The sequence below is a fragment of the Nostoc sp. genome (assembly GCF_036917455.1).
Taxonomy (GTDB): Bacteria; Cyanobacteriota; Cyanobacteriia; order Cyanobacteriales; family Nostocaceae; genus Nostoc.
Genome location: NZ_JBALDK010000138.1, coordinates 30,328 through 54,155 on the forward strand (window position 1 = coordinate 30,328; position 23,828 = coordinate 54,155).

At 42.1% G+C, this 23,828-nt stretch carries 16 protein-coding genes; 9 read left to right on the forward strand and 7 right to left on the reverse strand.

Annotated elements, in window-relative coordinates; all coding sequences use genetic code 11:
- Positions 1 to 37: 37 nt before the first annotated feature.
- Both V7K42_RS14170 and V7K42_RS14175 read right to left on the reverse strand, forming a co-directional pair.
- Positions 38 to 3,049, reverse strand: coding sequence for a UPF0182 family protein (locus tag V7K42_RS14170; protein ID WP_334917128.1), 3,012 nt, complete (start codon positions 3,047 to 3,049; stop codon positions 38 to 40).
- Positions 3,050 to 3,069: 20 nt separating this feature from the next.
- Positions 3,070 to 3,225, reverse strand: coding sequence for a hypothetical protein (locus V7K42_RS14175; RefSeq protein WP_334917130.1), 156 nt, complete (start codon positions 3,223 to 3,225; stop codon positions 3,070 to 3,072).
- A 332-nt stretch (positions 3,226 to 3,557) separates the two neighbouring features.
- Between V7K42_RS14175 and V7K42_RS14180 the strand changes: the two genes are divergently transcribed.
- Both V7K42_RS14180 and V7K42_RS14185 read left to right on the forward strand, forming a co-directional pair.
- The gene (locus V7K42_RS14180) at positions 3,558 to 3,803 is read left to right on the forward strand and encodes a type II toxin-antitoxin system Phd/YefM family antitoxin (RefSeq protein WP_334917132.1); all 246 of its coding nucleotides are present in this window, start codon (positions 3,558 to 3,560) and stop codon (positions 3,801 to 3,803) included.
- A gap of 53 nt (positions 3,804 to 3,856) precedes the next feature.
- Complete coding sequence (locus V7K42_RS14185) at positions 3,857 to 4,105, forward strand: Txe/YoeB family addiction module toxin (protein ID WP_334917134.1); 249 nt, start codon at positions 3,857 to 3,859, stop codon at positions 4,103 to 4,105.
- A gap of 364 nt (positions 4,106 to 4,469) precedes the next feature.
- On the opposite strand, the gene V7K42_RS14190 is transcribed toward V7K42_RS14185, so the two are convergent.
- Positions 4,470 to 8,663: an nSTAND1 domain-containing NTPase gene (locus V7K42_RS14190; RefSeq protein ID WP_334917136.1), complete on the reverse strand. Its 4,194-nt coding sequence runs from the start codon at positions 8,661 to 8,663 to the stop codon at positions 4,470 to 4,472.
- Positions 8,664 to 8,732: 69 nt separating this feature from the next.
- Here V7K42_RS14190 and V7K42_RS14195 point away from each other — a divergent pair, with 69 nt between their 5' ends.
- Positions 8,733 to 9,068 (forward strand): CU044_2847 family protein, encoded by a 336-nt coding sequence (locus V7K42_RS14195; protein WP_334917138.1) that lies wholly within the window; start codon positions 8,733 to 8,735, stop codon positions 9,066 to 9,068.
- Positions 9,069 to 9,200: 132 nt separating this feature from the next.
- On the opposite strand, the gene V7K42_RS14200 is transcribed toward V7K42_RS14195, so the two are convergent.
- Entirely contained in the window at positions 9,201 to 9,326 is a 126-nt protein-coding gene (locus V7K42_RS14200; RefSeq protein WP_334917140.1) for a hypothetical protein, read from the reverse strand.
- 58 nt (positions 9,327 to 9,384) lie between these two features.
- Positions 9,385 to 9,858, reverse strand: coding sequence for a hypothetical protein (locus tag V7K42_RS14205; protein WP_334917142.1), 474 nt, complete (start codon positions 9,856 to 9,858; stop codon positions 9,385 to 9,387).
- Positions 9,859 to 10,042: 184 nt separating this feature from the next.
- Here V7K42_RS14205 and V7K42_RS14210 point away from each other — a divergent pair, with 184 nt between their 5' ends.
- Positions 10,043 to 12,457 carry a GH116 family glycosyl hydrolase gene (locus V7K42_RS14210; protein ID WP_334917144.1) on the forward strand — a complete coding sequence of 805 codons (2,415 nt, stop codon included), beginning with the start codon at positions 10,043 to 10,045 and terminating at the stop codon, positions 12,455 to 12,457.
- A gap of 1,882 nt (positions 12,458 to 14,339) precedes the next feature.
- Positions 14,340 to 14,762, forward strand: a complete 423-nt coding sequence (locus tag V7K42_RS14215; RefSeq protein ID WP_334917156.1) for a HetP family heterocyst commitment protein — start codon at positions 14,340 to 14,342, stop codon at positions 14,760 to 14,762.
- A gap of 786 nt (positions 14,763 to 15,548) precedes the next feature.
- Here V7K42_RS14215 and rpe read toward each other — a convergent pair.
- Positions 15,549 to 16,256, reverse strand: coding sequence for a ribulose-phosphate 3-epimerase (gene rpe, locus V7K42_RS14220; protein WP_094328670.1), 708 nt, complete (start codon positions 16,254 to 16,256; stop codon positions 15,549 to 15,551).
- 185 nt (positions 16,257 to 16,441) lie between these two features.
- Here rpe and V7K42_RS14225 point away from each other — a divergent pair, with 185 nt between their 5' ends.
- From V7K42_RS14225 to V7K42_RS14235, 3 genes are all read left to right on the forward strand, one after another.
- Positions 16,442 to 18,037, forward strand: a complete 1,596-nt coding sequence (locus V7K42_RS14225; RefSeq protein WP_334917146.1) for a S8 family serine peptidase — start codon at positions 16,442 to 16,444, stop codon at positions 18,035 to 18,037.
- Between the two features lie 434 nt (positions 18,038 to 18,471).
- A complete protein-coding gene (locus V7K42_RS14230) occupies positions 18,472 to 19,803 on the forward strand; it encodes a serpin family protein (protein ID WP_334917148.1) in 1,332 nt (443 codons plus the stop codon).
- Positions 19,804 to 20,152: 349 nt separating this feature from the next.
- Positions 20,153 to 21,664, forward strand: coding sequence for a beta strand repeat-containing protein (locus V7K42_RS14235; protein WP_334917150.1), 1,512 nt, complete (start codon positions 20,153 to 20,155; stop codon positions 21,662 to 21,664).
- Between the two features lie 399 nt (positions 21,665 to 22,063).
- Here V7K42_RS14235 and V7K42_RS14240 read toward each other — a convergent pair whose 3' ends face one another.
- Positions 22,064 to 23,239, reverse strand: coding sequence for an AI-2E family transporter (locus tag V7K42_RS14240; protein ID WP_334917152.1), 1,176 nt, complete (start codon positions 23,237 to 23,239; stop codon positions 22,064 to 22,066).
- A gap of 286 nt (positions 23,240 to 23,525) precedes the next feature.
- Between V7K42_RS14240 and V7K42_RS14245 the strand changes: the two genes are divergently transcribed.
- A partial coding sequence (locus V7K42_RS14245) for a hypothetical protein (RefSeq protein ID WP_442938567.1) occupies positions 23,526 to 23,828 on the forward strand: 303 nt, incomplete at its 3' end.

The following is a 23,828-nucleotide window of genomic DNA, read 5'->3' on the forward strand; positions in this document are numbered from 1 at the left end:
ATCGCTCCCTGTCGCCTACTAGGTTTTTTATAATCCTTTAACCTGGTGGAGCAACTTCTTCAAAAGGACGGATAATTGCAGGGGCTGGTGTAACTTCTGGTTTAAAAATTGCCTGCAATGCTTGTTCTAAAGTTTGGGCCATGACAATTCGATTTTCGTAAGCCACTACTACTCGCACCAAGGTTGGTAAGCTATTTTGTGCAGCTTCTAAATAGATTGGCTCGACATACAGCAGCGATTGCTCAATAGGAATTACTAATAGATTGCCTTGAATAGCTTTCGATCCCTGGCGATTCCAGAGGGAAATTTGCTGAGAGATTACTGGGTCTTGGTTAATCCGCGCTTCTATTTGCTCTGGCCCGTAGACCAGCCTTTCTTTAGGAAAAGTATATAACAATAACTTACCGTAATTATCGCCATCCGATCGCGCCGCTAACCAAGCGATTAAATTAGTCCGTTGTCTGGGAGTATATGGCAGAAGCAAAATAAACTCTTCTCTACTAGAGACTGCGCCAACAACAGGTGCAGTGGGTAGACTAGTAATCAAATAGTACGGCTCTACAGGACGGGGTTCACTGCCATAGATTTCATTAGGAATCTGCCACTGATCTTCTCGATTGTAAAATACCTGGGGATCGGTCATGTGGTAGGTCATCAACCGCTTAGATTGAATTTTGAAAAAGTCCACCGGATACCGGGTATGACTGCGGAGATTAACAGGCATTGTACTGAGCGGTTTAAACATTTGGGGAAATATCGCTGACCAAGTGGCAATTAACGGATCGCTGGAATCGGCAATATAAAAATTCACACTGCCGTTGTAGGCATCAACCACTATTTTGACAGAATTGCGAATGTAGTTGATCCCATCGTTACCAGTGTCTGAGTAAGGATAGCGATCGCTCGTCGTGTAGGCATCAATAATCCAGTAAAGATAACTGGGATTAGTAGGGAAATCTTGATTAGCAACAGCAGCTACTAAATAGGGATCGCTGTCAAATTTCAAAAAAGGTGCGATCGCTTGAATTCTTTGCTTGACATTTCGCCGCAGTAGCAATTTTGTCTCTGGTAAAAAGTCTTGCGTCAGCGCCATCTGCCAATCTTTCAAATGCATAGCAAATAACCAGCGTCGCCATGCTGAACCGATTTTAACGCCACCCAGACCATCGTAAGAGTTGTAAACATTGTCACTACCACTGGGGTAGTCTAACTCTCTAACTCTTGTGCCAGTCATGACATAAGTATTGGCTATTTCACCATAATAAATTCGGGGTTGCCCAATGGGAATGCTTTCACGAATGGCTTTACTGGAAGTTGTGAGAGCGCTACTATTATCACTAATATCTTTGACAAAATATTCTGGTAGTCCACCTGGCCCAACTGTATTAACTGGGCTAACAGTAAACCCGAAACCGTGGGTATAAATTAAATGGCGGTTAACCCATGTTTGAGCTTCCTGGGGTACAGCATTGTAGTCTAATTCTCGCGCAGCAATCAGTACTTGCCGCCGTTCTGCTGGTTCAATTGCTTCTAGCTTCGGTTCTGATGGTTGACGTGAAGTTACATCTGTTTTTAGAGTATATCGATCGATATCGGCATCGGGGAACCGATAATACGGCCGAATTTGTTGCAGTTGACGGTTAGTTTCTAAGAGTGGCCGCTGATCCCAAAGGCGAATATTCCGAATCGTCAAGTCATTCTTTTGAATATCAGCTTCAGTCAGTGTTCCTTCAGGATTGAAGCCTTTGGCATCGATCGCTTCTAAATCAAATGCTTGGCGAGTCAAGGCGATAGTACGCTGAATGTAGGGTTGCTCTCGTTGCAACTCATTAGGTTGGACAATTAAATATTCCACCACAGCAGGTAGAACAACGTCAGCGGCTACAACTAGTACTAGATAAATCCCCAACCCATAAAATACTAAGGAACGATGCTGAGATTTAGGTTTCCAGAAAAACGTTCGCCAAAGTAGGTAAAAGGCGATCGCCACAGCCACAACGCCCAAAAAAGTGTAAGCTGGCAACTGGGTTGTCACATCTGTATAACTAGCACCATAACTGACACCACGGCTAGAATACACAAGTTCATAGCGACTTTGCCAATAACTCAGAGCTACTACCAGCATCAACAAGCCACCCATACCAAATAAATGACGCTGCTGCTGGGACGAAAAACCAGGGAAAATTCCCTGACTCAAACTGTCTGCTGACAAAAGATAAATGAGAGTAACGGCGACGAAGCCATACAAACATAATCCCATCAGCCAAAGTTCTAACAGTTCCCAAACGGGTAAAGAAAATATGTAAAAGCTGATGTCTCGACCAAATAAAGGGTCAGTGCTGTTGAAAAGGGTGGGGTGGAAATATTGCAGCACCTTTGGCCAGTGTTGGAATAGGATGAAGGCAAAAATGGGACTGAATAAAATTGCGATCGCAGTTAATAAAAATTGGGGATAGATTAAGATTGCGATCGCTACTCCCCCAATTAAGCCGAGATACCAGACTTGAGAGACAATCTGCTTTAATAGTTGCCAGATTGTCTCTGGTCTAAACAGGGCAGGAACAGGTAAAATACCCTGATTAACTGGAGACTGCCAGTATAAAAGAGCAATTTGGCCATAGTGAACCACCATCAACCCAATCAACAAACTCAGTACTAGAGTTAGAGGTAATAACCCCCGCAATCTCAATTTTTTAAAGCTTGGCCGCGGAAGTCTTTGGGTTTGGTTACGTCTTGGATAATTAGGGCTGAGAAAATTTGTTAATTCACTGCTGAGTTCTGCTTCTTCACGCCTGACTTCCTCAATCTTCAGAGACGGGGAATATTTTAATCGTTGTGCTAAACCCAGATTTAGCAGTAAATAGGCAGCAGTTACCGCAGCGACAACTACCCATAAAATACCGCGAGTCATTATTCTCAACAGAAATACTTGGAGGTAGCCGACTTCCTGAAACCAAAAAATCTCTGCTCCCAAACGGGAACCTAGATCGAGGAGTAGCCACAGCCCGAAGAATACAATTAATAGTCTAAAGCCCCATTTCCAATACATTGATATGTAATTTTACCCCCCTAAAAGGCTTTGGGAAGTCCAGCTTGTTTTAAAACTCCGTTAGCAGTATGGCGTGATTTGATGGTTCCGTCTACAACAAACCGATGATCTGCGATCGCACTGTACCAGATTTCACGATCTCCTTCATTACAGCAGATTTCAAGTATTTGAACCACATCTGTTGTAGGGGCACAGCATTGCTGTGCCCTTACCCCGTGGTCTATTTACGTGAAAATAGCTGTAAATACCAAGCGATCGCATTTTTGATCATCAAAGCGATGTCTCTGATGGTCACTGAGCTTGTCGAAGTGCGGGCTACGCCTACGCCTTTGATTCACCATCATTCACCCTTGAATCTCGGTTGTTGCAGTTCTGAGCATGAAATTTCGTGTTCAAAGGGGTTTGTCGTTAGATATCGCTTTTCACTCACTATAATTTAATCCGCACGCTCCTTACTTGCATAAATTCGTAGATAAACTAAAGTAAAGTTATCGTGAGCTAAAAAAGCATGATGTCTTCGCTTCCCGTCAACGATGCTCAAAAGAATTTACAAGAACTGATAGACCAAGTTGCAGAGCAGGGTAAACCCGTAATCATTCAGGGCGATCGCGGTAATGCCATTCTGCTGGCGGAAAAAGACTGGTCTGCAATTCAGGAGACTCTTTACTTGTTATCTATACCTGGAATGCGAGAATCTATAAAAGAAGGACTAGCAACTCCGATCCCAGAATGTGATGAGGAATTGGATTGGTGAGTCAGTGCAGTAATGAAGAGCCACTTCCGAATTCTGAAGAAGTGAGTTAGAGGTTGGTTTACACAAAACAAGCGCAAAAAGATGCCAAGAAGTTAGCTTCTAGCAATTTAAAGGAAAAAGCCGAGGAGTTGTTTGTAGTTCTTAAAAAAAATCCCTTTCAAAATCCTCCACCTTATGAAAAGCTAGTTGGTGATTTATCAGGTGCGTATTCTCGCAGGATAAACATACAGCATCGGTTGGTATATGAAGTCATCGAATCCGAACAAGTAGTCAAGATAATGCGGATGTGGACGCATTACTAGTACAGCACGGCGGAAATACACATACCATTTTTAAGCCTTGCAGTCCGCCGAATTTTTGTAGGTTTTAATGGTCTGCTTACTTCCGCCAAGCGGTACTAGTAAGTTTTAGGTAGTTGATGACAAGATTTATTTTTAGGGTTGACCCGAACTTGATATTAATTGTGGTTCACTCTTAAATAATCGCCTTTCATTCACCATCATTCACCCTTGGAACTCGGTTGTTGCAGTTCTGAACAAGAATGTTTTCGTTTTGAGCAGGAACGTTTTTGTTTTGAACAAGAACGTTTTTGTTTTGAAGGTAAAAAATGGAGTTCTGAGCCTCAATATTGGAGATTAAAGGTTTATTTCTCCTGTTTTCTTCTCATTAATCCCCGCTTTTAACTTCTTCTTTACTCCAAACATATTTACGGCAGACTTCGCAAGCGGCTTTTGCTTCCTCTGTTTCCGGATTGGTGAAGATGGGATGGTAACGCAACCTGTCGCAACAGACTTGCAACCATGCACGCCAACCACCACGCCACAACCGCACTGTGCCGTCAGCACCGCCACTGACAATCGTCTGCCCATCCGCGCTGATGGCGACAGAATTGACACTACCCTCATGACCACGCAATGGTTCAGCTAAGGTCACACCTTGGCGGTTCCACAACCGCACCGTGCCGTCATCACCGCCACTAACAATCATCTGCCCATTGACGCTGATGGCAACAGAATTGACAACACCCTCGTGACCACGCAATGGTTCAGCTAAGGTCACACCTTGGCGGTTCCACAACCGCACCGTGCCGTCATCACCGCCACTAACAATCATCTGCCCATCGACGCTGATGGCGACAGAATTGACAACACCCTCATGACCACGCAATGGTTCAGCTAAGGTCACACCTTGGCGGTTCCATAACCACACCTTGCCGTCATCACCGCCACTGACAATCGTCTGCTCATCGGCGCTGATAGCTACAGAATTGACGTAATTTTTATGACCATGCAATGGTTTAGCTAGAGGAAGACCTGGATAGTTGTTCCATAACCACACCTTGCCGTCATCACCGCCACTGACAATTGTCTGCCCATCAACGCTGATGGCTACAGAATTGACATAATTTTCATGACCACGCGATGGTTTAGCTGAGTGAAGACCTTGGCAGTTCCACAACCGCATCGTGCCGTCATGACCCCCACTGACAATCGTCTGTCCATCGGCGCTGATGGCTACAGAAGTGACTTTACCCTGATGACCACGCAATCGTTGAACCAAAGGAAGACCTTGTAGGTTCCACAACCGTACTGTGCCTTGATCACCGCCACTAACAATCGTCTGCCCATTGGCGCTGATGGCTACAGAATTGACTTTACCCTGATGATCATGCAAAGGTTCAGCTAAAGAAAGACCTTGGTGGTTCCACAACCGTACTGTACCGTCACCACCACCACTGATAATCGTCTGCCCATCGGCGCTGATGGCGACAGAATTGACCCAACCCTGATCATGCAGTGGTTCAGTTAAGGGAAGACCTTGAAGATTCCACAACTGCACCGTGCCATTAGGACTACCACTGACAATCGTCTGCCCATCGGCGCTGATAGCTACAGAATTGACATAATTTTTATGATCACGGAATGGTTCAGCTAAGGGAAGACCTTGGCGGTTCCACAACCGCACCTTGCCCTCGTTATGATTACTACTGACAACCGTCTGCCCATCGGCGCTGATGGCGACAGAATTGACACTACCCTCATGACCACGGAATGGTTCAGCCAAGGGAAGACCTTGGCGTTTCCACAACCGCACTGTGCCGTCACCACCGCCACTGACAATCGTTTGCCCATCGCCACTAATAGCGACAGACATGACAATATGCTGATGACCACGGAATGGTTCAGCTAAGGGAAGACCTTGGCGGTTCCACAACCGCACTGTGCCGTCAGCACCGCCACTGACAATCGTCTGCCCATCGGCGCTTATGGTGATAGAAATGATCACCCCGTCACCAGGGAAGTGTTTAGCGACATCATGACTACGGAATGGTTCAACTAAGGGAAGACCTTGGTGGTTCCATAACCGCATTGTACTGTCACTACCCCCACTGACAATCGTCTGCCCATCGGCACTGATGGCGACACAATAGACCTTACCTTGATGACCACGCAAAGGTTCAACTAAGGGAAAACCTTGACGGTTCCACAACCGCACTGTGCCGTCATCACCGCCACTAACAATCGTCTGCCCATCGGCGCTGATGGCGACAGAAGAGATACTACCCTCATGACCACGAAAGGGGATGGAGACTCTTGCTCTACTCGTTACTCGATTCAAACTTTCTTGAACTGGTGCAAGAATCTGCTGAGGTAGTTTCTCCAGATTCTCACCCATAGCTTGAATTGCCAAAACTAAACTATCTAGGGGTTGGAAAAGCAATAAATTCTCTACTCTCGCGGCTTTCTCTCGCAATCGTGATTCAGTGAGTGCCTTTTCTAATGTAGCAATCTGGTGCTGTTCATAAGCATCACTGCATTGATAAAAATTTTTGGCTTCAGGTGATGATAAAAACTCTAATTTTTCCCAATTTTCCCGCACCTCTGCCAATAATCCCCCCTGCATCAAGTATTTTTCATTTTTCCTTTTGTTCAACCACTCGCGTAATGCATCTGCTAATCTATCACTCAACCGCCGCAAATCTCGGTCTCGTTGTCGCCATTGGGCAAACGTCTGCCAACCCTCAATTAAGGCTTCATGGGCTAAATCAATCCAAACTTCTTCTCTGGCTTCTGTGTAAGTTACTATTAAGCGTCCTAGAATCAGCTTTTCTATAACTTGATTTATCACTTGCTGCTCATCTGAGTTGTCACCAGCAAGACTTAACAATTCCTGTTTTGGTTGTCGCTGTCGGGTATCTTTGTCTTCTGCCCCTGTACGCACTAATTTTAAGAAAATTTGCTGAACCCAAGGTTGCTGCTGTTTGGTGAAATTTGCATATAGCTTTTCTGCATGACGATTAAGCGTCCCAATCACCCCACCAAGTTCGTTAAACTTAGCCACTGTCAACTGGTGAGTTTGTTGCTCGCGCTGTTCCCAAAGTTCGGTCAGAGCAAACTGCAATAATGGTAAGCAGCCTTTCTCTTGTCCTAATACTTCTTGCTGAATCGCTCCCAATAATCCCATTTGCAACTTATAACCTTGTGAACTCGCTGGGGATGCGATCGCTTCTTCTAATTCTGCCCCTAGTAATGGCGGCATATACACAGCCTGATCCTGAATTAGTTGTGTCAGCGATTTATAGTTTAAACAGTATTCCAGAAAATCCGCTCGCATCGTGGTGACAACTGCTAACTGTCCTTCAGAAATTTGGGTTAACAACTCAATAAATCGCTGTCTTTCTTCTTCTTGAGAACCAAGGGTAAAAATTTCTTCAAATTGATCTACCACCAACAAGCAACGCTCCGAACCAGTTAGCCTAGAAATTACGGTAGATAAACCTTCTGTGTCAATGAGAGCCGAGATTTCCCTAATTTCCGTGCGTTCAAATAACTGTGTAAAGGCTCGTTTTAACTCTGCTAAGGGTTCAATTCCAGGCAAAATTGGTTCTAAGATTCGCCAACCATTTTTTTCTAACACTGGAATCAAACCTGCCCGCACTACGGAAGATTTACCACTCCCCGAAGCGCCAATGATGGGAATAAAATTAGCTTGAGCAAGTTTTTGTTGAATTAAGCTAACTACTTCTTGCCGACCAAAAAAGAACTTGGCGTGTTCTTTGTCAAAAGCTTGTAATCCTCGATAGGGACATTCTTCACTTACCACCGCAAGCGCTACGGGATGCTTCGGTGGATACCAAACCAAAGGAATTGACCTACCGCCACCCATGTAAATTGGTTCTTGTCCACTTCCTTTGAGTTCCCGTGAAATGAAGCTCATCAAGTCATTGACATTAATTTCCCCCGTAGCTTCATCAGCTTTATCTTCAGCAAGTCCTTTGAGAATTGCTTTGGTAAAAATCCCACCTTCAGCATCTTCACGCGCTCTTTCAAAGGCACGAGAGGCTGTAATTAAGCTGTAGTCTTGTTTGTTATTGAAAACAGAGAAACCAGACTTGATAAAACTTCTCTCTAATAAAGAGCCAGCATAGCAGCAATCCAGCAATACTACCAAACTGCTGAGTTGAGATTTAGCGATTAATGTGTTGAGGTCATCAAAGGCGATCGCATTTTGTCCATCTTTGTGACAATCTGATGTTGCCAAATACCCTTTTGCTTCACCTGTCAGGCTAGGTGCTTCAAATCCATGTCCGGCAAAATAAATCAATGCCTCTGCACCTTTGGCCTTTTCTAACAAAAATATTCTCAGTGCTTGTCCGAGTTCTTTACCAGTTAATTTTTTATCGGGTGCGATTTGCCAGCGATTCTCACTCTCGATTAACTTGCCAGGTAAAGGCTGAACATCAAATCTACCTTGTTCGCGCAGCAGTTGGGCAATGTGTTCAGCATCATTGATAGCCTTTGGTAGATTGGAGAAATTGTCATACTTAGCAATTCCCAACACCAGCGCATATCTAGCCATATAATCTCACCTGGCATCCGTTTTTACGTAATATTGCTAAGAATAACTTAAATAGTAACTGAGGTTATTGTGACAGAAATACAACGTTTAATTATCAAAGAAGACGATCAAGAGTACGAAATCTACGTAGAATCAAATACCGCCTCTGAGGTTCCAGAAGAAGAGGAACCAGGATACCGTGACCTTTTACCCACGCTGAACATTCACGAATTTCAGGACAAGATTCGTAATTATGCCAAGTTAGCTGTTGGTGCATTCAAGAATTTACCTGATGCTGAGGAAGTAACAGTTAAATTTGGTATCAAGCTGGGTGGTAAAACTGGCATTCCGTTTTTAACTGAAGGGTCGGCGGAGAGTAATTTTGAAATAGAAGTTAAGTATAATTTGGCAAAGAAAAAGCCGTAACTCGACGCATTACACATATTTATTATCTGGGCACGGCATTGCCGTGCCCCTACGCAAAATATTTTTGGTGGCTTTATTTTTTAGGTTTATAAAGAGGGGATTTTAAGGAAAAGATTCGCCTTTTTTTTACCATCATTTACCTTTGGATCTCGGACGTTGGTGTTCTGAGCCGGAAGCATCGAGTTCTAATCTCGAAATTCCATGTTCTGAGGGTGAAGCTTTGAGTTCAGAACTCGGAACGCCGAGTAATTTACTCAAACATTCGAGTTCTTAGCTTCAATATTGCACCTTTGAAGTGCAATCGCCGAGCTATTTTCTACAACGCTGCTGCTTGAGGCTTGGATTTCCGAGATTTACGGGCGAACCTTTGCCCCATTTCCTCAACTACTGTCTCTAAACCAGCGCCTTGTCCACTAGCTTTGGCATAAGTATACACCTGCAAGGCGGATGCATAGGCTTCACTACCCACCGCCAGAAATGTATCATCTACCAATTCTTGTAATTGTGACAGCGACAGCAATACTGGATACAACGCTTCAAACAACTGTACATCCTTCCGCATCTCTTCGAGGTCAAACGATCGCGCTAAAAACTCGGGGTTCTGTGTCGCTACCTCTAATGCCTTGCTGACAAAGGCGCGGCTTTTATCTCCCATCTTGGGCAAAGCTTTCCGCTCCTCGTTACTTAAATCAATCAAAAATGGTAGCTTTTCTTTAATGGTGGCGATCGCTTGCAATACAGCATCTCTTTCTAATTGCCCTAGTGTTGCACTAATTGGAGCTTTAGACATACATATTAATCTCCGGTATGTTTCTTAAATTTAGAGTGCCCATATATACAACATTTAATGCTATCTAAAAAGTTTTTATCTAATACAAAATTGTTTAATGTTATGCCGTACCGCGTTTTACTTGAGAAAAATCGCACATCGCGCTAGTCTTCATTGACGTAACTGCACGCTGTAACATTAGGCGATGACAAATCAACTCTCTCCGAAAATTCCCTCTTGCACTTGGAGCCGTCCCATCGGCTTAGGCTGGGACAAACCTTATACCGTCCGCTACGCAAGTAATATCGATGATGGCCCTTGGCATGGTATGCCTTTAGGTGGCTTTGGTGCAGGTTGCATCGGTCGTTCTTCACGAGGAGATTTTAACCTGTGGCACATCGACGGCGGTGAGCATACCTTCAAAAACGTTCCGGCTTGTCAATTCAGTGTGTTTGAATCCAATGGCACATCTTCCCAAGCCTACGCTTTATCTACCCAAGCACCCAATGATGGTACTCTCAAAGCTTGGCAGTGGTATCCGACGCTTCCCCGCACTGAGGGGACAGGAAACTATCACGCGCTATACCCACGTAGCTGGTTTGTGTACGAAAATGTATTCCAAGCACAGTTGACTTGTGAGCAATTTTCCCCAGTCTGGGCAGGTAATTATCAAGAAACTAGCTATCCTGTGGCAACATTCCTCTGGAATGCCCACAACCCCACAGATGCAACAATTACCATCAGTATCATGCTCACTTGGCAAAATATGGTGGGCTGGTTTACAAATGCCCTAAAATCTCCCGAAGTGCGGGTGCGCGATGATGGTAGTCCGGTTTACGAATACCAACCACGCTGGGGCGAAAGTCAAGGTAACTATAACCAAATAGTTGAAAATACAGAACAGTTTGGCTGTCTTTTAGGTCGGATTGGTAATGATGAACCTTTGCAAGAAGGTAATGGAACTTGGTGTATTGCTACACTTAAGCATCCCCAAGTGGAGGTATTTCAACATACTCGCTGGAATCCTAATGGTACTGGTGATGAGGTGTGGCAAAGCTTTGCAAAAGATGGTTCTTTACCCAATTATATAGATGCAAATCCAGTAGCAGAAGGTGAACAGTTAGGGGCTGCGATCGCACTTCGTTTTACTCTCCAACCAGGCGAAACTCTCGAAATCCCCTTTGTCCTCGCTTGGGACTTACCTATTACAGAATTTGCCGCCGGAGTCAACTATTATCGCAGATATACAGATTTTTTTGATCGAAGCGGTAAAAATGCTTGGGCGATCGCATCCACTGCACTACAAGAATACCAAACCTGGCGATCGCAAATTCAAAGTTGGCAACAACCCATTCTCGACCGGGAAGATTTGCCCGACTGGTTTAAAATGGCTCTATTTAATGAGCTTTACGACCTCACTAGCGGTGGTACTCTCTGGAGTGCAGCATCAGAACTTGACCCCATCGGTCAGTTTGCAGTGCTGGAGTGTCTAGATTACCGTTGGTATGAAAGTCTAGATGTGAGGCTGTACGGGTCTTTTGGACTGCTGATGCTATTTCCAGAATTAGAAAAATCGGTGATGCGGGCATTTGCACGGGCGATTCCTCAAGGTGATGAGACACCCCGAATAATCGGCTATTACATGACAATTAAGGCTGAAAGTCCGATCGCAGTTCGCAAAGTTGCAGGTGCAACACCCCACGATTTAGGCGCACCGAATGAACACGTATGGCAGAAAACCAATTACACCAGCTATCAAGACTGCAACTTGTGGAAAGATTTGGGTAGTGATTTTGTCTTGCAAGTATACCGTGATTTTCTGCTCACGGGTGCTGACGATGTAGAATTCTTAGCAGATTGCTGGACTGCGATCGTTCAAACCCTCGACTACCTGAAAACCTTTGACCTTGATGGTGATGGAATTCCTGAAAACTCTGGTGCGCCCGATCAAACCTTTGATGATTGGCGGTTACAAGGTGTCAGCGCCTATTGTGGTGGGTTGTGGTTAGCGGCGTTGGAGGCTGCGATCGCAATTAGTGATGTTTTGTTAACGAACCGCAGAGGCGCAGAGAACACAGAGGAGTTAAGGGTGCAAAAATCCACTTATGAAAGTTGGTTACAACAATCTCTTCCTATTTATCAAGAAAAACTCTGGAATGGGCAATATTACAAACTTGATAGTGAAAGTGGTTCTGATGTGGTAATGGCAGATCAATTGTGCGGACAATTTTACGCCCGACTCCTGGACTTACCAGATATTGTACCGAGCGATCGCGCCCTTTCTGCTCTGAAAACAGTTTATGAAGCGTGCTTTTTGAAATTCTGCAATGCAGAGTTTGGCGCTGCTAATGGTGTTCGTCCTGACGGTTCACCAGAAAACCCTAAAGCTACTCATCCCCTAGAAGTTTGGACAGGGATAAACTTTGGGCTAGCGGCTTTTCTTGTGCAAATGGGAATGAAGAATGAAGCCTTGAGGTTAACACAAGCTGTAGTGCAGCAAATTTATAACAATGGTCTCCAATTTCGCACCCCTGAAGCTATCACCGCAACTGGTACTTTCCGTGCTAGCACTTACTTACGGGCAATGGCAATCTGGGGAATTTACTTAGTTATTCATTGATTAGCTATCAAAACGGTTCTCATTTGGATGTAATCCACTTTTAACTCTCTAAACCTCTTTCTTAAAAGGAGAGATGCTTTAAATCTTACTCTCCTTCCCTGCAAGGGAAGGGGCTGGGGTTTTGCTCTAGATTACATTCAAATGAGAACCGCTATAGTATTGTATATATGCAGAAGTGTTGCAAAATTTAGCCTATCTTTAATCTGAGAAAGCAGAGTCTAGATTGGTGATTTTATTTTCCGAGTGTTTCCGGAAGCGAAGGAAAATTTCAGTAATGGTAAGAGTTGAAGGATTGAGAACTCCAGACTACTCTATGCCGACTATATCTTTGTTCTAGACCGAGGTATTCTTGTTGAGCAAGGCACTCATCGCTAACTCATGTCAATTGGCGGTTTTTATTAGTATTTAGTCTAACTGCCGCAACATTCTTAGTCTCAACTTTATAATTTTTTTTAATATTAAGACACATTAAAGTTATTGCCGAATGAATTTAACAGTTTTATATGTTAATTGGCTTTATCTTTATTACTAAATTTTCTAATATTTTACATATATAACCATCGATTATATATTTATTACTTTCTTCAATTGATAATAATTAAAAATAGTTATCTATATATTATCCTTAACCAGTAAGTTTTTTCAAAACTTGGCTCTCTATGGTTACTAGCTGATAATCATGAAATATTCACAAGCAGTTTACAGCAAGTTTATTTAGATACGCTGAAGCTGTAGTTCTTGAAAGTCAAGAAATATAAGGATAACAAATATGATTATCTAATTGAACTTATTAAAAAAATATGTTCAATCATCTAACTAGGAACGTTTTTTTATTTAGCTTTTACTATTTTGAGAAGTTGTTTTACATCATAGTTAATGGTAGTATTTTTTAGGGACTCGACAATAATAAAGGGTTTAAATTGAGATTGTGTGGGGGGTAAGACCCCTCATAAATTTGCAAAGGAGGACAAAATTAAAAGTTGCACAACACACAAGTACGTATCTAAATACATTCAGTAAATTTAACTTAGAAATCTACTAATTTAGTAGATGACATTAACGACAAAAAATAGTATATATACGAATGACATTGTTAAAGCCCAAGGATAAATAAATTTTTTCCACTATTCGAAAAAATATAAAAAATTGCCGGAAATTGCTTAATTAAGCAGTAGTAAGAAATACAGGCGTTTTAACAGAGGAAATTTATTGAATTAGGAGTCAATAAAGTTTCAGACGACAAAACTACATCTACCAAGAGCTACGCTGAGACTTTTGTCTGACCAGTCAAAGGAGAAGACAAAAGATAAATTTTTACCTTTCACTTACTAACAAGCTCTAAGCAAAATTTCCTCAATTCATCGGAGGGAATCTGGATAATTAGGACTCAGCAGCCAACAAACTTAATTAAAAATAATCAAGTTTTTAATTAAAGGTTAGTTCAAGAAAAGAACCATCAGGTCAAATGCAGTCGAAACCTCAAGCCAAGGGGACAGTTCAGCAATGAATCTATATAATTTGTATCCCTACTACAAGCTAGCTCTTACCAAAACTAGTTTACTAGGGAAGTTATCAGCCAAAATCACTAAAACCCTGCTTAACTGCGCCAAGGTAAAGCTCAAACAGCAGAGAAGTTTCAGCCTGTATCTTTACCGCTCAAAGCTGTGGGAGCTAATCAAAGTTTGCGAAAGTTATGTACGCATCTGTTGATTGATGGGTTTTTATCTCACGTCAACATCCAACACCGCCAAATTGCTGATAATTTCCTGAAAGCGATTCAACAACGGCAAAAAGGTTAGTACAGTTTGTAAGCCTCAATTGAAACGCCAATAATCGCAGAAAGATAACTAGTTTACTTCATCCAAGATAACTAAACACTATGATGAATCAAGACATTGCTGGTATTAGTAGTAACTTAGATACAACCGTGAAGGCTCAACAATTTGATAAAGTAGTTGAAGCAATTATTGCTGGAAAATACTCTTGGGCATGTGTTTTAATGCTACGTTTTGCTGGTTATAATCCTCTCCATTATATTCCGTACCGTACCTACAATCGATTACTGAAAGAAAACTCTCAAGCCAACAGAATAAAACAACAGCAAAGTGAAAATCTAAAAATGCTGAAACAGGCTAATGATTCAAGACCTGCTTATCTTGAAGTAGTTGGAAAGCAAAAAACAGAAATTCGTGGTGGTTTAGACCAAAGATTGGGACAGCCAATTAACGAAAATCAATCAAGGAAATCGTCATTAAAACCAGAAGTTAATCAAGATATTTCCTTGAAACGTTGTGGAGTCAATTAAAAACAATTTGGAATCAAAAGATTCTGCTCTAGACTTGATTAAGTGTCTGAGAGCCTACCATGCGAGTTTAAACTTTATAGCATGGTAGGTTTTTGACCACAGTGATTAATTTGATATTTTTTTTGCAAAAATCTGCCAAAATGGCAATATATATACTTACAACATTGGTAAACTAATAACAACTACAACTTCAATATAAATAGAGGTGATTGGCGGCAAACAAGTTAAATTTAAAAAATAAAATCAATGATTAGTTCTGACTATGAAATAAATCAAGCTGATTACAAAAGTAGTCAGTATTTCATGGAGTAAATAACTCCTATACCAAGACAAAAGATTCAACCGTTGCTACTGGTGGTTCTTTTTCTGAGGAAGTCTGAGCAAAGAGAATTTGGGCAGGTGGATTTCCCCAATCCAAATTTTACACAGCTTTCATTGACTGCAGACGATGTGAGTAATGCTTATAGAACTTTCTATCCTGTGGTTGGTGTTGCTTTAGTTAATAAAGCAAACGCTTAACACCAATAACAGGAACAGAAACAGAAAAGTTATGGTGAAATCGTTGTCGTGGCTGGTGGAACTAGTAGGTCATACGCTTCTCTTTCAACTATTCTAATCCTAGTCCTCCCAACCTGGATTATCTCTGCTTTCTAAATTTTCAATTTATATAACAACTACTGGAAGTTCAAAATTTGAATAGCTTCCAGTTTTTTATGTGTAAATAAAAATAGGGTGAGCAATTTGCCCACCCTATTTTTTGTAGAGAATGGTTAATCTAAAAATGAATTAAACCTTGGCTAATTCAGGGGTAGGACGCTTGCTGTTGCGAATTGATGTAATCGCCTCAGCATAATCCTTAGCGTTAAATACAGCTGAACCAGCGACAACTGCATTAGCTCCCGCTTCCAAAACTTGCCAAGTATTATTTGCTTTCAATCCTCCATCCACTTCAATCCAAGGGTCAAGACCGCGTTCATCACACATTTGACGCAGCTTGCGGATTTTTGGTAACACACCAGGGATAAAGCTTTGACCACCAAAACCAGGGTTGACGCTCATAATCAGTACTAAATCGCACAAATCTAGAACGTATTCAATTAGCTCTAGAGGGCTACCAGGATTAAGTACAACTCCAGCTTTCTTACCAAGCTCTTTAATTTGCCCCAAAGTACGGTGTAGGTGTGGAGAAGCATTATGTTCGCAGTGTACGGAGATAATATCGGCACCCGCCTTAGCAAATCCTTCTACATACTTTTCTGGTTCCACAATCATCAAGTGGACATCCAGTGGCTTGGCTGTAACCGGACGAATCGCCTCCACAATCAGAGGGCCTATCGTAATATTAGGTACAAAACGACCGTCCATTACATCAACATGAATCCAATCTGCTCCGGCCGCATCTACGGCACGAATTTCGTCACCCAGACGACTAAAATCGGCTGATAGGATGGATGGAGAAATTACAATGGGCTTTTGAGATAGGTTTTGGGTCATGGCTAGTGGATTTTTAAGCGTCCTCGTCTGTACGCATTGTAACAAAACATTGAGCAAGACTCATAACTTTGATCCCAGTCTTTTTTGGAAGATAGGGAATAGGTTACAGGGTACAGATTCTCTATCACCTGCTACCTGTAACCTCTCCCCTAATTTCATCACCAATGACCAATGACTAATAACTAATGACTAAAAAACTAACTTGGATAATTTGGGGATTAAGTGCTTCTTGTTTGAGTGCGCCAGTAATTGCTTCAGCTTTAGAATCTGCTCTGGGAACTAACGGCATTGATGCTCTAAAGCTACACCAAGCTCCTTATAATTTAATCGGTCGTAAAATTGCTATTGGTCAAGTGGAAATTGGCCGACCGGGAATGTTTGGGTGGGATAAGGCAGTGTCTAAAAATCGTGCCATATCATTAGCGGCAGTATTCTTACGTAATGGGCCAGCTAAATCAAATACTGGTGTTGATTCCCACGCCTACAACGTTGCTGGTATGATGGTAAGCCAAGACAAAGCTTTGCCGGGAGTTGCTCCAGGAGCGCGACTGTATTCGTCTGCGGTGGGTTCCACTAAAAATATGGGTCAGCCAGAAGAGTGTTTATCGGCCCAGCACATAGCGCTACAAAATGGTGGTGATGTCCGTGCTATTAACTTTAGCTTTGGTGAACCTTTGAGCCGCGATCCTAGACCGGAGGCTGTTTTAGACGGCAATGCTTTGCTAACTTTATGTGTTGACTGGTCTAGCCGTGTTCATGATGTTTTGTATGCGATCGCAGGTAATCAAGGTAAGGGTGGTATTCCCATTCCTACAGATAATTTTAACGGAATGAACGTGGCTTTTTCATCCAGCAGAGGGGGAGTTTTTAACAAAGTAGATGTGGCTAATCTGGCGGGTGCTAACCAAGGAGTAAGTGGAAGGCTTGCTGGAAGAGAATTCGATCTTGGTGGCCGTCGTGCTATCAGTTTAGTTGCTCCAGGAAATAATATTCCTTTGCTCAATCCAGATGGCAAATTGAACAAGGTTACAGGTAGCAGTTTTGCAGCGCCTCAAGTTACGGCTACTGTTGCTCTATTGCAGGAATTTGCTGACCGACAGATACGAACAAAACAACCCCACTGGAGCATCGATTCTCGGCATCATCAAGTAATGAAAGCTGTATTGCTGAATTCAGCAGACAAAATTCAAGATAGCGGTGATGGCTTGCGGTTAGGAATGAGCCGGACGCTAATTGATAAACAAAATCAAAACTGGCTAGATTCTGATGCTTATAAAGATCCAAAGATTCCTTTGGATGCTCAAATGGGAGCGGGTCATTTGAACGCATTTCGCGCTTATGAGCAATTTAGTGCTGGTCAATGGCAGCCATCAGCAACTGTACCAGCTATTGGTTGGGATTATCGCACAGTCGCTGTTGGAGCATCTGTTGACTATGTGTTAGCAAAACCATTAAAGCCAGGGAGTTTTGTTGCTGTTACCTTGAGTTGGGATCGATTGGTGGAACTCAACGATAAAAATAAAAACCAGCAATATGATGTGGGTGAAAATTTTCGCGATCGCGGCTTAAATAATCTCGACCTATACTTAGTAAAAGCTGATGCTCAAAATTCAGATGCTGGTGCTGTTTGCTCTTCAATCAGCCAAATTGATAGTGTAGAACATATTTTCTGCCCCGTTGCTGCTACAGGCAATTACAAAATCCGCGTTCAGTTTCGTCAAAAGCTCAATGAAGCAACTCAGCCTTATAGTTTAGCTTGGTGGAGTGTACCTATCAATTAGAAGAGGAGCGCTCAATCTTTGTATTTGTGTCATTACAGCGTTTTTATCTATTTGAACAATATTCTCCTATCGGGACGCATAGCTGTGCGTCCCTAAAAAAGTTTGGTATTTCGTGAACTGAGAAACGTGATTTTATGTTTAAAAACCAATAGCGGTGGTTATTTTGTGATTGGGTAGTCTACAATACTGTTATTGATAAATAGAAAAATTCCTAAAAATCGAAGTTTTTCATAATTCTTCTGCATAGCCGCTCTAATTAAGAATTAGTAGATAGAAAAAGTCGTGTTTCATTTCTCTAAGCTATTAACTTGCTGTTACAAAAACTGTAACAGTCCCATTTTTCTATTGGAACAGATGCAATAGTTAATCATTGACACAGTGTCTGCGTCAACCATGAGCACAGATCGGGAATCTTTGGCAAGTGAGGTAGCAGAATGAATCGACAAAAGTTTAGCGATGCGAAAGAAAATTTTCTGCAAAGACGATACGGTGTTAGTCTAGGCAGACGTTATGCTCTAGCAGCTGCAAGTGTTGTTCTATTCAGTGTATTAGGGTGTTCTCAAGTAGAGAGTAACAAAACTGCCCTCGCCCAGTCTAGTTTACCCCAGCCAGAAACTCCATTGCAAAAAAAAACAGTCAATACTAATACAAAAATAGTTGAGTCTAGCAATAAGTTTGGCTTCAAGCTGTTTTCACAAGTTCTGAAAGGTGATACGGGTGAGAAGAATGTTTTTATCTCACCTTTGAGTGTCGCTAGCGCCCTTGCTATGACCTACAATGGCGCTAGCGGCTCGACTCAACAAGCAATGGCAAAAACCCTGGAATTACAGGGGATGAATCTACCAGAAATTAATTCTTCTTACGCGGCGGTATTAAAGCAGCTTTTAGAAAATCCAGATCCGAAAGTACAACTGAGTATTGCTAACTCGCTTTGGGCAAATCAAGATGTTAGCTTTGCACCAGATTTTCTTAAGAGAACCCAGGATTTATATCAAGCTAAGATTAGCAATTTAAACTTTAAAGATGCCGCCGCATCTAACATTATAAATAACTGGGTAAAAGAAAATACTAAGGGAAAAATCACTAAAGTCGTCGAAAAAATTGAACCTAATCAAGTATTGTTTTTGATTAATGCCATATATTTTAAAGGTAATTGGAGTAACGAATTCGACAAAAATAAAACTGCTCAACACCCTTTTTACATTACACCTAACAGACGAAAACAATACCCAATGATGTCACAAGAGGGTGACTATAAATATTATGAGAGCGAAGAATCTCAGGCAGTTAGTTTACCTTATGGTAAAGATGGAAAAACCAGTTTTTATATCTTCCTGCCCAAGCAGAACTCTAATCTCAAAGCCTTCTATCAAAACTTGAATTTTGAAAACTGGGAAAAATGGATGACTCAGTTCAACAAACAAAAAGGGTTTATCCGCCTACCCCGCTTCAAAACAGATTACGAAGTTACACTTAATGATGCTTTGAAAAGTTTAGGCATGGAAGAGGCTTTCAGCAACAAAGCCAATTTTTCTGGTATGGGTAAAAATTTTGCCATTAGCCAAGTTAAGCATAAAACTTTTGTCGAAGTGAATGAAGAAGGCACTGAAGCGTCTGCGGCTACTTCTGTGGGAATAGTAGCAACATCTTTGAGGGAGGAACCAGAACCATTCCGAATGATTGTTGACCGTCCTTTCTTCTGTGCCATTAGGGATAATCAGACGGGAAACATTTTATTTATGGGTTCCATCATTGAGCCACAATGACCAAATAATTTAACGTAATTTGTAATTAAAATTGTTTTAAGTCTTTGATTGTTAGAGACATAAGACATAACTTGCATTGCTGAAGCGATTTCTTTCTATCATAGGCGATCGCTTACCCATTCAAATTAACCAACACCTCACCTATCCACACAAGCTATCCCACCGTGCATACTTCACCATTGGCTTACTCAGGAGCAATCTGCCTTCGTCGTAATAGTTGATCTATTTAAAAAACTCATACCTAAATACTCCTTCTGAAGTTGAAGAAATAGTTACAAGTCATAGTATTATCAAGATGCTACTTGAACACAATTTTTATACACTTCAATAAAAAATCGGAGTAGTAATAATGGCTACATTCACCGTTACTAATACCAACAATAGTGGTGCTGGTTCACTGCGGCAGGAAATTCTAGATGCTAATGCCCTAAAAGGAAAAGACATCATCAATTTTGGTGGACTGTTTAACGATGGACTTGCTCATACCATCAGTCTGACTGGTAGTGGTCTAAGTATCACAGATGACACAATCATTCAAGGCAGAAATCCCAACTTACTAACTATTAGTGATAATAGTGCTACACGTGTCTTTGATATTACCACTGCTGTAACTGCTGTAATCAACGGGCTGACTGTTACCAATACATATAATGGCTACAATAATGGCACGGCAGGGGGTGGTGGTATTTCCAATGAAGGTACTCTAACATTAAATAACAGCATCATCACTGGCAATACTGTATACCACAATGTATTAGATACACAAGAAAACACTATCAGCGCGGGTGGTGGTATTTACAACACTGGCAGACTTACAGTCAACTACAGTACTATTAGTAACAACTCGGCTGGTGATTCTTACTCTTACTACAGCGATGGTGGTGGTATTTACAACACTGGCAGCCTCATAGTGAAAGGTAGCAACATCACTGGTAATATAATAGGTGACGAACTTGATAGCTCTGGTGGTGGTATCTATTCTGTCCAACCTTTGAAAAATGGTATCAACTCTAACAGCGTACTTGTGATAAATAGCACCATTACGAACAATTCGGGAGAATTTGGTGGTGGTATTTATTTAGAAAATGGAATAGTGAGTCACAGCACTATCAGTGGTAATTCGGCAGACTTTGGCGGCGGTCTTTATTTAATAAATGTAACCCTTAGTTACAGCACTATCACTAATAATTCGGTTCCTGCTAACGGCGGCGGTATCTTTTCATCTGGAGGTACAATAAGTTACAGCACCATCAGTGGTAATTCGGCGGGTGAGAACGGCGGCGGTATCTTTTCATCTGGAGGTACAATAAGTTACAGCACCATCAGTGGTAATTCGGCGGGTGAGAACGGCGGTGGCATCTACACAGAAGGTAATGACATAATAAGTCATAGCATCATCAGTGGCAATTCGGCACAAGATGGCGGCGGCATTTACGCATATAGTGATGGCACCGTAAGTCATAGTATCATCAGTGATAACACGGCTAAAGAACAGGGTGGAGGAATATATGTATATCTTGCTGGTGTTGATTCTCAGATTTTTCTGAACGTGAGTGATAGCACCCTTAGTAACAATCAGGCACACTTTGGCGCTGGCATCTACAATGAAGGTGCCCTCATAGTAAGCAAGAGCATTATCAAACACAATAGAGCTTTCGGGATTGAACTCAGTTCTGGTAAAAAAGAGTCTGGTAAAGGTGGCGGCATTTACAATAACTTTACCTATAGCGGCACTAGCACACTAGACTACAGCACCATCGCTTGTAACTTCGACACCCCAGAAGAAGATTCAACTAAGTTTATCAGGGTGGATAATCTTGTAGGTAAATTCATTAATAAAGGCTCATCTGTGAAAGGTTAGCGATCGCTTACCTGTTCCAACCAACTAACGCCCTATCCACACAAGTATATCCTTCACTGCGGAAACTTCCTTAACAATGCTTCTCTAGATAACCAACTAAGAGATTCTGACTTTTTACGGGAAGTCCTCAAGCCCCAAAAAAGCGTGACTTTTTCCACAGGCGAATTCTCAATAGCTCTAAGTTAATGAAAATAGCTAACGGAAAAATAAGGGCTTGGAAAACCCTCAAAATGGTTTTTTCCACACACATGCCGTGAAAAGTCAGCTAAGAGATTGATGATTTTAGTTTGTTTCACGTCACTTGTAGGTAGGGCTTTTAGCAAGTAATCTCAAATCTAAAATTGGCATGGTAAAAAATTCAAAATCAAAATATTTTGATTTTGAATTTTAAATTTAATTTTAAGGTAATGTCGCTTCAGAAATACTCAATGTGTTGTTAGCGTCAGCTTTCGGGGACTCGTTTGCTGCAAGGGGTGCAGTTATCTCCCCAGTGGTGCTGTCGTTAATCTCGCTGGTTAGGCTATCAGGACGCAAGGCACTTAAGGCAGTCTTAATGACAACAGCCGTAGGTACTGCCACAATTACACCCAACAATCCGCCAATTCTTGCCCCTGTTAAAACTGAAATTAAAATCCAAACTGGATTTAAACCTGTAAAACTGCCTAAAATTCTGGGAGCAATTAAGTTTTCGAGAATTTGCTGGACAATTACTGCTGCAATCAACACTCTCACACCCATTGAGAAATCTTGCAGTGCTACCAATAGTGTAGTCAAGGCGATGCCTACAGAACCACCAAAGGGCACGAGAGCCATCAGACCAATAGTTAAGCCGAATAGCAGACCAAATGGCACTTTTAGCCACAAAAAGGTAGGAATGAGAGCTGAGGCCATGCAGGTAGATAAAATCAACTGGGTGATAAAGAAATTTTGAAAGCTCATGCGGACTGTTTTCGAGAAAGGATCGCGAAATTTAGCAGGTAGCCATTCCACTAAACTTTCCCAGAGTTCACTCCCATGCTGTAAAAGGTAGAAAGTCAAAACCATCGTCAAGAGGATATCTAGCAGGCTGGTGACTGTAACTACCGCCAGATTTAAAACTTGTCCAGCGATCGCTTGTAATTGCCCCTTGACGCGATCGTTGATTTGCACTACCAGAGCATCAAGGTTAATCGGTAAATTAAAAGTCTCAGCTTTTTGGTTTAATATCATTAGCTGAGAGCGTCCAGAGTCGATCAACTCTGGCAAACGAGCCACCAGTTGTTGAGCTTGGGTAAGGGCCAACGGAAAAAGTGTCACACCCAACGCCAATAAAATCGATAAAGCCAGGAGAAATACTAGGATGGCAACTTGATCTCGTTTAGCACCATGATGTTCCAGCCAACTCACAGGGTAGTTGAGCAGAAATGCTAAAACTGAGGCTCCGACTAAAATGACTATGAGAGAATGGAAATAATTAAAAAAGACCGAAAGTGCCCAACCATTTAGAACTAGCAGCGGAACGAATAACGCGATCGCCCCGATTCGCGCTATTGGTGTGAATGTTTGCCACCAGTCGAGTAGCTTGCGTGTCTGCATTTTGAGCTGATTGCTGGATAGAACTAAGTTAAATCTTTCTTTACAGCTTATTATCTCTAACTATATGAGTCTTATTCATCCTTCTAGTTTAGGAGTTAGACTAAAACGCATGGAGAATTTTGAACCAAAGGGGACTTGGGACTTGGGACTGGGGACTGGGGACTGGGGACTGGGGACTGGGGATCAGGAACAAGGGGGACAAGGGGAACAAGGAAGAATGATTGAAGAAGTCTCTCCTTTATCTCCTCCCAATCCCCAATCCCCAATACCCAGTACCCAATCCCCAATCCCCAATCCCCAATCCCCAATCCCCAAAACCCAGTTGCTTTTATATTTGATTCCGATTATCGGCTTTTTTCCATCTTTGTGGGCTCTTTATCGTGGCCAGGGTAGTCGGGAACAACTTGCTATTAGTCGCCTGTCTATTACTTTGGCATTTACTTGGCTGTTGGGATATTTATTATTAAGTACCGGAGCAGCAACTTCAGATTTTTTTCCGCTACGTCTATTTATCCTGAATAGCTTTCTCACATCGGGTTACTTTTTAGTGAGTATCTGGTTGATTTTGCGCCTGACACAGGGCAAATCT

Coding starts and splice junctions, on each gene's coding strand:
- V7K42_RS14240 (WP_334917152.1), bottom strand. CDS start 23,239: ATGCAGACACGCAAGCTACTCGACTGGTGGCAAACATTCACACCAATA.
- V7K42_RS14230 (WP_334917148.1), top strand. CDS start 18,472: ATGAATCGACAAAAGTTTAGCGATGCGAAAGAAAATTTTCTGCAAAGA.
- V7K42_RS14205 (WP_334917142.1), bottom strand. CDS start 9,858: ATGTCTAAAGCTCCAATTAGTGCAACACTAGGGCAATTAGAAAGAGAT.
- V7K42_RS14170 (WP_334917128.1), bottom strand. CDS start 3,049: ATGTATTGGAAATGGGGCTTTAGACTATTAATTGTATTCTTCGGGCTG.
- V7K42_RS14180 (WP_334917132.1), top strand. CDS start 3,558: ATGATGTCTTCGCTTCCCGTCAACGATGCTCAAAAGAATTTACAAGAA.
- rpe (WP_094328670.1), bottom strand. CDS start 16,256: ATGACCCAAAACCTATCTCAAAAGCCCATTGTAATTTCTCCATCCATC.
- V7K42_RS14215 (WP_334917156.1), top strand. CDS start 14,340: ATGAATCAAGACATTGCTGGTATTAGTAGTAACTTAGATACAACCGTG.
- V7K42_RS14235 (WP_334917150.1), top strand. CDS start 20,153: ATGGCTACATTCACCGTTACTAATACCAACAATAGTGGTGCTGGTTCA.
- V7K42_RS14225 (WP_334917146.1), top strand. CDS start 16,442: ATGACTAAAAAACTAACTTGGATAATTTGGGGATTAAGTGCTTCTTGT.
- V7K42_RS14190 (WP_334917136.1), bottom strand. CDS start 8,663: ATGGCTAGATATGCGCTGGTGTTGGGAATTGCTAAGTATGACAATTTC.
- V7K42_RS14210 (WP_334917144.1), top strand. CDS start 10,043: ATGACAAATCAACTCTCTCCGAAAATTCCCTCTTGCACTTGGAGCCGT.